Source organism: Crocosphaera sp. Alani8 (genome assembly GCF_038442745.1).
GTDB lineage: Bacteria > Cyanobacteriota > Cyanobacteriia > Cyanobacteriales > Microcystaceae > Crocosphaera.
In genome coordinates, this window is sequence record NZ_JARVCN010000129.1 from 1 (window position 1) to 9,354 (window position 9,354).

10 protein-coding genes are annotated in these 9,354 nt (G+C 39.7%); 1 reads left to right on the top strand and 9 read right to left on the bottom strand.

Annotated elements, in window-relative coordinates:
- From P9B04_RS09030 to infC, 8 genes are all read right to left on the bottom strand, one after another.
- A partial coding sequence (locus tag P9B04_RS09030; RefSeq protein ID WP_342054655.1) for a hypothetical protein occupies positions 1-304 on the bottom strand: 304 nt, incomplete at its 3' end.
- A 60-nt stretch (positions 305-364) separates the two neighbouring features.
- Complete coding sequence (locus P9B04_RS09035) at positions 365-841, bottom strand: hypothetical protein (RefSeq protein ID WP_342054656.1); 477 nt, start codon at positions 839-841, stop codon at positions 365-367.
- A 70-nt stretch (positions 842-911) separates the two neighbouring features.
- Positions 912-1,148 (bottom strand): DUF433 domain-containing protein, encoded by a 237-nt coding sequence (locus P9B04_RS09040; RefSeq protein ID WP_342054664.1) that lies wholly within the window; start codon positions 1,146-1,148, stop codon positions 912-914.
- 1 nt (position 1,149) lies between these two features.
- A complete protein-coding gene (locus P9B04_RS09045) occupies positions 1,150-1,656 on the bottom strand; it encodes a hypothetical protein (protein WP_342054657.1) in 507 nt (168 codons plus the stop codon).
- An 88-nt stretch (positions 1,657-1,744) separates the two neighbouring features.
- Positions 1,745-1,936, bottom strand: coding sequence for a hypothetical protein (locus P9B04_RS09050; RefSeq protein WP_342054658.1), 192 nt, complete (start codon positions 1,934-1,936; stop codon positions 1,745-1,747).
- A 159-nt stretch (positions 1,937-2,095) separates the two neighbouring features.
- The gene (locus P9B04_RS09055) at positions 2,096-3,817 is read right to left on the bottom strand and encodes a diflavin flavoprotein (RefSeq protein ID WP_342054659.1); all 1,722 of its coding nucleotides are present in this window, start codon (positions 3,815-3,817) and stop codon (positions 2,096-2,098) included.
- Between the two features lie 19 nt (positions 3,818-3,836).
- Entirely contained in the window at positions 3,837-4,262 is a 426-nt protein-coding gene (locus P9B04_RS09060; protein ID WP_342054660.1) for a DUF6174 domain-containing protein, read from the bottom strand.
- Between the two features lie 132 nt (positions 4,263-4,394).
- Complete coding sequence (gene infC / locus P9B04_RS09065) at positions 4,395-4,934, bottom strand: translation initiation factor IF-3 (protein WP_342054661.1); 540 nt, start codon at positions 4,932-4,934, stop codon at positions 4,395-4,397.
- 241 nt (positions 4,935-5,175) lie between these two features.
- On the opposite strand from infC, the gene P9B04_RS09070 reads away from it, so the two are divergent.
- Positions 5,176-6,096, top strand: a complete 921-nt coding sequence (locus P9B04_RS09070) for an alpha/beta fold hydrolase (RefSeq protein WP_342054662.1) — start codon at positions 5,176-5,178, stop codon at positions 6,094-6,096.
- Positions 6,097-6,435: 339 nt separating this feature from the next.
- On the opposite strand, the gene P9B04_RS09075 is transcribed toward P9B04_RS09070, so the two are convergent.
- Entirely contained in the window at positions 6,436-8,634 is a 2,199-nt protein-coding gene (locus P9B04_RS09075; protein WP_342054663.1) for a phosphoketolase, read from the bottom strand.
- Between the last annotated feature and the right edge of the window lie 720 nt (positions 8,635-9,354).

Below are 9,354 nucleotides of genomic sequence, written 5' to 3' on the forward strand. Positions count from 1 at the left end.
TGTTTGGCCTAAGTTTTCGCAGCGAGTGACCCCTGGCTTTTTGAGAAGATACGAGTGTTTCATTATCAGAGTTACGAGCGATGGATTCATCTATTTCTTGTTGTCTCTTTTGTCTTAATTCCCACCATTTATTAATAAGTTTTTTCATCTCATCTGACCATTTCTCCTCAGCTTCACGGGGAATTTCCCATTCTTCCCATTCTTTTTTCTGCAGTTGGTTTAATTTACTTCTAATGGGTTCTAGTTTTTCCTGCCATTTGTCATAGATAACGTCTATTTCTTCGTTATTTGCTATGGCTTTCAATGTGATATGAGGAACAGTTTTATAAACAAAACCTTTTTTTATATCATTGCTACAATTAACCTATCTCTTAAATAACTCAAATAAGAATGTATTCATCACTAACAGAGAATCCCCTAAAATCATCCGATTTGACCAATTAACATCATGGTTATAAAAATCAATTTGTTGGTCAAAATCTAACTGTTGAAAACCTGTATCAAATAAACTTAATTGTTGAGTATCTTCCTGTTGCTTTTCTTTTTCCTTTACCTGACGACGAAAATCCTCAATAATTGCTTGAGGATGGATTTTTTCCTGAATATAAATGGGTACCGCAGGAACTTCTAAATCTTGCCTATCCTGTTCATCTTTGCCTTTCCAAACTAATTGTGGGTCAAGAGAAGAGTCACGGGGATATAAAATTTTTTTAGGTTGGCGATCGTCATCAGACATAAAATCTTTTAACTCATCAGTAGGAATATTTGTCCGTTTATCTTTGTGTTTAACACTGTCAATTTGCTTGGGATTAGATTTCGATGACTTAGGTTTTCTAGGCATTGTTTTTGTTTAATTTATAGCAAATAAATCTGTAGATTTCAAGCAATGAAAATGTTCATTAGAATAAAACTTAATCATCATCCTCCTCATCAGCAATTATTTGGTCAATTTCTTCTGGATGTTCCTTATAGTATGACCAAGCGGCTTCTAAATCTTCTTGGTTTAACCCCGGATAATTTATTAATAAATATTCATCGGGCGCACCTTGCTGATGAAAAGAAACTAATGACCAAACAGGTATTCTTGTGTTACGGATACGAGCATTACCTCCACAAACATGAGGTGTTTTTTTGATAATGGTATTGATACTATTTACCCCCCTTTTCTAAATCTGATAAATAAGCAAAAATTGTATTTTCCGCATCCCAAGGATCTGTAATTTCTATAAAATCCCATCTGCCAAAACCACCATGTTGATTGACTGCTGGTAGCCATAGATTGCGAGTAGTATTAACTTTAGCGGCTTTTTCTTTTAATTTTTCTCCTGATACTTCTACAATTAAATTAAGTAAATCACTTTGCCCATGACCATCATCAAATTTAACTAGAAAATCAGGTAAATAATTACGTTGTCTACCACCAAGAGAATAGGGAATTAAAAAGCCTAAACCTTGATTTTTTACATAAGAAATCACAGGATCTATATCTTCTAATACCTGAGCTATTTTTTGCTCCCAACTATTAGTATCAGCTACCGCATGAGACACAGGACATTTATTTGAGCTAGTTACATAAACAGGACGAATGGTATCAAAATTAACATATCGAGTGGAACCAACATAGTCATAAGGACTTGACACTTTTGCACGTTTCAAGATACATCTCAATCTTATGGACTTGAGACTTTTTAGGTTTAAGTTTATAGTCGTACGTCATCGTTATCATGCCCCCATGATAACATACTTAATAAATAAAATAAACTTTATTAAGCACACTTCTCACTCCGTCTAAAGACGGGCAAACTAAATCCCACCCTTTAAAGCGGTGGGCTTTGTTTGCAAACCCTGTAATTCCTTCGTCATCAAAGCGAAAATGACGTTTTGGCTCATTAAATGCTGAATTGATAATGGGATTTTCAATTATGACTTGTTTCATACGACAACATCTACAGCAGTTTTCGACTTAGTGTGGTACAAGAAGCTAAAGCTTGAGGCAGGAGGCAGGAGGCAGGTGTGAAGTGTACTTGCAAATTGCTGTAACTCCGCTGCCAAGGGCAACGGAGCCTCCCTCCGAACACCTAACTCCGAACTCCGGTTAGTAATGATTACCTGACTTACGATGGTGAATGGCGGTTATTCCATCCTGTAGAACTTCTCCTTTAGTGACGATCGCATAAATCACCCAATGATCCCCACATTCCATGCGATCGCTGACTTTACATTCTAAATAGGCCAACGCATCTTCTAATATGGGAGAACCGTTATCAGCTACCTGGGTTTTCAATCCCTCAAAACGGTCTTCTCCAGGGGAAAAGGACTTGAGAAAATGCTTCATCAAACCAAGATGATCCCCTTCTCTGAGAATGTTCAAGACAAAGGAACTGCCTCGGTGTAACAAAGACTCGATAGCTCGTTCTTTGGCTACTGCTACGGTGAACCCAGGAGGATTAAAGGTTGCTTGGGAGATCCAAGAGGCTAACATCCCTCCGCTTAACTGTTCTTCTTGACAAGTAACAATGGATAATGAACCCACAATACGGCCCAAAGCTTGTTGTAAACGGTCTGTCTGGGACTGATTCACCGAATTTTTCCGTTGACGGCGTTTTTCCGCTTTTTTCAACCGTTGGGCAAAGTCCGTCCCAGCTTCTTCACAGGTTTTTAAGGTTGCCTGAGTGGGGGTAAATTTCACCTTGATGGGGTCAAAACCAAATTGATAACCCCCATCTCGAAATTTGCTTTCTAAGAGGTCTATGGCTTCTCCACTCCAGCCATAGGACCCAAATACCCCGGCTAGTTTGGATTTATCTGCATTGGCTAAGGTGATCCCTAAAGCGGTTTGGATTTGGGTGGGAGCGTGTCCTCCCAGAGTGGGGGAACCAAAAATGAACCCGGAACAGTCATTGATTGCTTCTTTTATGTCGTTTGGTTGGGCTACTTCTGCGTTAATGGATTCTACCCTCACACCTGCTTTGGTGATACCACTGGCGATGGCTTGGGCGAGGGTAGCGGTATTACCGTAGGCTGAGGCGTAAACGAGGGCAACGCTGATGCTTTTGGTTTTTTGTGCCTCTAGCCATTGTTTATAGGAGATGGTCAACTCTTTTAACCCGTAACGTACCAACGGACCGTGACCTGTTGCATAAATTTTAGCTGGTTTGCGGGCTAATTTATCGAGGGCAGTGTTGATTTGTTTGGCATAGGGGGCGATTACACAGTCAAAATAGTAACGTCGATCTTCGGCGTACACTGTCCACCCTTCGTCAAAAGTTTGATCCCCACAAACATGGGACCCAAATAATTTATCGGTGTAGAGAATTTCTGTTTTGGGGTCATAAGTACACAGTTGGGCTGGATAACGGGGGTTAGGGGTGGGAATAAACTCCAGTTGATGCCCTTGACCTAAATCTAAGATATCTTCTTTTTTAACTACTTTTAATTTGGGAGTAAATTCCGATGATAAAATGTTGGGTAAAAGTAACGCTCCAGGATTAGAACAAACGATGGTAATTTGGGGAGCAATTTTTAGTAAAGCTTTGATTGTTTCCCCTCGGTTGGGGTTAACATGTCCCAAAATTAGATAGTCGATAGTGGTTAAGTCGATTCGTTCTTGTAGGGATGTTAAAAAGATTTCTGTGAAGGATTCTCCTGGGGGATCAATTAAGGCAATTTTCTCCCCTCGAATGAGATAAGCATTGGCCGTAGTACCGCGTTTTAAACCGTATTCGATTTCAAATTTTAATCTGTCCCATGTCCTTGATCTTATAACAGTGGTATCAGTGGCAATGGGGTAAACTTGTACGTCTCTGGGGTTATTCATAAGATGTCTTTAAAGTCAATTAATTCAGTTTTGTCAATTTTTCCACTGTGTAGGTTATTTCCTCATCTGCTAGGATTTTTTCATAGTCGATAGCTACACGAGTCGGATAACCAAGGAGAGAATCATAAGTAATTAGAATTTCGTCTGCATTGCGTTTGATAGCATCTTCGATAATGTTAAAGAGTTCTTCTACGGTTTTGGCAAATGTTAAATCCTTTATATTTTCATTGTTGTTTAGATTAACTGTTTTTATAATTGTATCATTTTTAACGAAAACTTCGAGGGAATTATTACTAGGAGGAGGACAAAAACACTGTTGTTGATAGATATATTGATAATCTTTTAGGGTTTGCGATCGCCATAATTGACGGTTTTCTTGTAATTCTTCTCTTAAAAGAGAATAGCTGTCACTGTTAGCCACTGTGGTCATAACATTGACTAACATTACTATTAATAATGCTATTGATAAAAAACTTAAAAACGACAGTATCCTCATTTTTTTTCTCCTCCATTTCTTAAAATAAATGCAGACGTACTATGGTACGTCTGCTAACTAAAGGATAATTTATTGACTAATTTATTTAGATTCTTTTTTCGGACTCATTAACATCATCATGTTACGTCCTTCCCGTTTTGGAGCTTGTTGAATTTCGGCTAATTCTTTTAAGTCCGTAGCCATGCGACTGAGTAAGTCTTGCGCTAGATTAGAATGTTGTATTTCTCTTCCTCGGAAGGTAATAGTTGCTTTGACTTTATCTCCTGATTTAAGAAAGCGTTTAGCCTGATTGACTCGCACTTGATAATCATGTTCTGATATCTTATAGCGCATTTTAACTTCCTTAACATCGGCTGTGTGTTGTTTTTTCTTAGCTTCTCTTGCCTTTTTCTCCTGTTCAAACTTGTATTTACCGTAATCCATGATTCGGCAAACAGGAGGTTTAGCTGTTTCACTAACCAACACCAGATCCAATTCTCGTTCTTGGGCAACATTTAGAGCTTCTTCGGGGGTAATAATTCCCAGTTGCGAACCATCGCTATCGATGACTCGAATTTCGGGGAAGCGGATTCTTTCGTTGATTTTAGGGAGATCGCGTTGTGTGCGTCTTTTATCTATCACAGGCGTATGTTAATGTCTCTCGATATGACTGATGAATCTTGGTAATTAATCCAGACTATAATATTAGTCTGTTTTATAGTGATTATTTTTTACCAAGTTCTGATTGTATTTATTTACTTTATTGTTAGGTTTAGGTAATTTACCTTTAAGGATAAGGCTAGACCTATTTATTACTTAGTTTAATCCTTCTGTAAGCGATCGTAAAATAAAAAGGTGTAAAGATTTATAACGGGATTATTAAGTGAATCAACAACAACCTTGGGAGAGGCGCATCGGACGGCAAAGACAATGGATTTGGCGAGGTTGGCCCCTTCGTTACACTTTTTTCGGGGAAGAAACCACCCAGCATCAACAGACTAAACCCCCGTTAATTTTATTGCATGGTTTTGGGGCTGCTGTGGAACATTGGCGACACAATATACCTACTCTGGGAGAACATTATCGAGTTTATGCTTTAGACTTGTTAGGGTTTGGGCAATCTCAGAAAGCGGCAACGGATTACACGGCTTATCTTTGGGCTGAACAAGTGTATGATTTTTGGCGATTGTTTATCGGTAAACCGGTTATTTTGGTGGGAAATTCTATTGGTTCTTTGGTTTGTTTAACAGCAGCTTTTAAATACCCTGAAATGGTAGGGGGTTTAGTGATGTTGAGTTTACCGGATGTTTCTCTCCGACAAGAGGCGATTCCCAAACTATTGCGACCACTTGTTAACACTATTGAAGGGGTTTTTAGTCCTCCTTGGTTATTAAAAATTTTATTTAATATTATTCGTCGTCCTGGGGTTATTCGTCCTTGGGTTGGTATTGCTTATTACGATCAATCAGCCATTACTGATGAGTTATTAGATATGATTACTATTCCACCCCAAGATCAGGGAGCGGCTAGAACGTTTTGTTTATTATTTGAAGGACTAAGAAAACCCCATTACGCTCCTTCTGTCAAGACTATTTTACCAAAATTGACTATTCCCATTTTATTAGTTTGGGGTCGTCAAGATAAAATGATTCCTGTTAGTTTAGCGTCGGTATTTTCTAAGTTAAACGAGCAGATAACTTTGAAAGAATTAGATAATGCTGGTCATTGTCTTCACGATGAATGCCCTGACCGGTTTAACCCTATTTTATTAGATTGGTTAGAAACAGTGAACGTTTCTCAGTGAATTTTAATCTGCAAAAAAGGTGGGCATTGCCCACCCTGAGTTCGGTGTATAGAAAAACTTAAATTAGTCAGCATTCAGCATTGAGCAGTCAGCGTTCAGCATTGAGCATTTAGCACTCAGCACTCAGCATTCAGCATTGAGCATTGAGCATTGAGCATTGAGCATTCAGCATTTAGTACTCAGCATTGAGCATTCAGCACTCAGCAGTCAGCAGTCAGCGTTCAGCATTCGTTTAATCTTACTCACAGTAAATGATAGGGATTGATATGTTTCAGCTGATAGCTGATAGCTGAACGCTTACAAACTAGCCAGTTTTATCGAAGGTGCAAGATCTAAACATCAGCTTAATAACTGGCTGGCACGGTTGCTTAAAGCTTCTGCTGTTAAGCCATTAAACTCCATAATTTGACCTGCACTAGAGGTGGTTTCTCCCCGTTTCCAGGCAAAGGTATCACGGTTACTATTGCTGCGTAACATAATCGGTTCTAACATCCCAGATGTACCTCCGGTTACCCCAATTAAAGCATCACCACCGAACAATTTTTCAAACCCTTGATCATCCAAGAAATGACTATCCTTTTCGCTGCAAGTTTCCCAAGCAACGTCATGGGGACGGTATAAACGACGGGGGCTAATTACAGAAACAATTTTGACTCCAATACCCTCGCTTTCTAAGTGTAAAGCTGCATCAAAAACTGGAATTAAAGTCATGTCGCCAATGACAGCAAAAACAACTTTTTTCTTACCTTCACTATTGTGTACAATAATGCCTCCATCTTGTAAACCTTGACGGGTTTGTTCAAAGGTAGTCCTGATAGGTAAAGGTGACTTACTAGCAGTAATAGTAATACCTTTATTGCTGGTTTTAACTGCCCAATCATAACAAACCTGAATACTATTGGCATCGCAAGGAAATAGAGGAAAAACGTTACCATTTCTCATCATTCCTGCAAAATAATTTTCAATTTCAGGTCGTTGGTGGGTCCAACCATTACGTCCTTGTTCCAAAGCACCAGCAGTGAATAAAGTAATAGTAGAAGGAGTGGGACGGCGTAACTCTGCCATTGCTTGTGTTACGGTTTGCCATATAGGTAAACCATTGATGGCGAAAGACTCATAGGAACACCATAAAGTTCTGGACCCAAATAAAGCCAAACTGGCAGCTAAACCAGCGCAAGCATCTTCGCTTAAGGGTTCATAAACTTGTCCCCCTGGTCCTTGAAAATAAGCATCATCAACGGTGGGATGAACAATTTTTAAACCGATGTTGATATTATTGATTCCTGAAGCTGCATTACCGTCAGCATTGGCAATAACGAAGTTGGGGTCTTTCTGCCCCACATGAACCACTAATTCACCCATAGCGGTGGTAGCCACTTTTTTATCCCCATTTACCTCGTATTCTGTTAAAGGTAACTCTCTCAACTCCGGTAAGGGTAAAACCTTCTCTGTGACCACATTCTGGGACGCAGGACCACCAGTTGAACGCTCAAAGTTAGTCCGAACAAGTTGCCAAGCTTCCGGCGATAAAGCGCGTTCTTTGAGGGCGTTAACAATGTAATCTTTTTCTAAGGTATCCCCAGGATATAAATTATGAGATTTTGCCCCCCGTTTATGTACTCCGGCACCTTTGAGTTGTTTGACGATGAGAACGGTTAATGTACCCCCCAAAGCAGACTTGGCGGCTTTATCCGTTGCTTCTAAAATAGCTTGGGTGAAGGCTAACCGTTTAGCAAGGGAAAACTGGGTACTATCTACATATTCCCCTTCCTGGTTGCTATCATCGTGGTCTTTGGCGTTAACTAAGATTACCTCAGCAAAGCCGTTTCCTTGCCAATAAGCGATCATTTCTTCGTTGGTTTTGGTGGAAACCATACTATGGTGTTCCTGGGAATAACCGTTCCACACCAGGATGGGTAAAAAGTTGGTTGCTTGGGGATAAGCTGTGTTGAAATGTCCAAAACTACTGATGATATAGGGTTCTCCTAACCCACCGTCTCCAATGGTGACAGGAAAGAGTACCCCGGGATGTAACTTGGCCCCGGCCATGGCGAAATGTTGTCCTTGTCCCAAGGGTCCAGCAGGGTTGAGGAGTCCTGGTATTTGACCGGAAAGGTGGCCTAAAAGTCCGTGCATTTCCCGAAACCGTTCTCCCATCTGCTGGACTGTGGTGATACCCATGTCTTCGAGGGAACGGTCTAAAAACATATTACTGTAAAATCCTGGGGCGTGGTGTCCCACTTCGGTAATGATGTTTTTATGGCCTAGCATCACTAAAGCGGCGATGGTGTCGGCGATACTTGCAAAACCTCCAGGGTGGCCTGATTGTTTGGTGGCTGCGGTTTGTAGGGTTAGGTAGCGTAGTGCGTCCGCCGCTAAAAGGGTTTGAAAAACGGCGTTAGGGTCGTTGGGGGAAGAGATGGCTGTATGGCCTGATTTTATGGCTGCTTCTGTGGTGTACTGTTCGTAGTTGGGTAGGTTTTCCCCAAAATGTTGAATTCCTTGACAAAATGCTGGTATTGCGCTGGCAACTGTCATTTGTGAGTTCTTCCTATATTTACGTAACGGCAAGTATTAAGATAATCTTACAGGTTTGTGGGAATTTATTTAGATTGTATTAATTATTTTTAGTAATGGAAATTATTCTATCGTTGTCATAGGGATAATAGGTTCTTGTTTGATTATTTGTTACCATAGGATAGTCTATTTTTATCTATTAATTGGATTTTTAATTTAATAGAAGAATTTATAGCTACTTCGTGGCAAGGAGTCAGGATTCAGGAGCCAGGATTCAGAATTAATATTAACAATTAAACAATGTCTTGAGTGTGTCTTTCATTCCGAGGACAACTTGGTAATTACAAATTCGGGTTTTCTCTTGGTTGCCAAATTGCCCCTCTAACGCCTTTAATAAACTGGGACAAGCGCAAGGAGACTGATCTATAATATCGCCAAAAGCTTGTAATCATTGATAAGGGAATTAAACTTTAGTTATTGATGGATAAATCAGTATAGAACGCAAATAGTTTCTATATAGCATTTAAAAATTACGATATGCATATTCTGACGAACGAACAATATGAACGAGAAGCAAAACCAATTCTACGAAAAATATTCGTTGATGGAGACCCATATAGGGAATCTTTTTTGCCACATATTACTCAAAAAGTAATTCTTTATCCTTGTCATGAGACACTTGAAACAAAAGCAGGGTAAGCTCATCTAAAATCCGCTTGACAGAAGGCATTGAGAACAGTC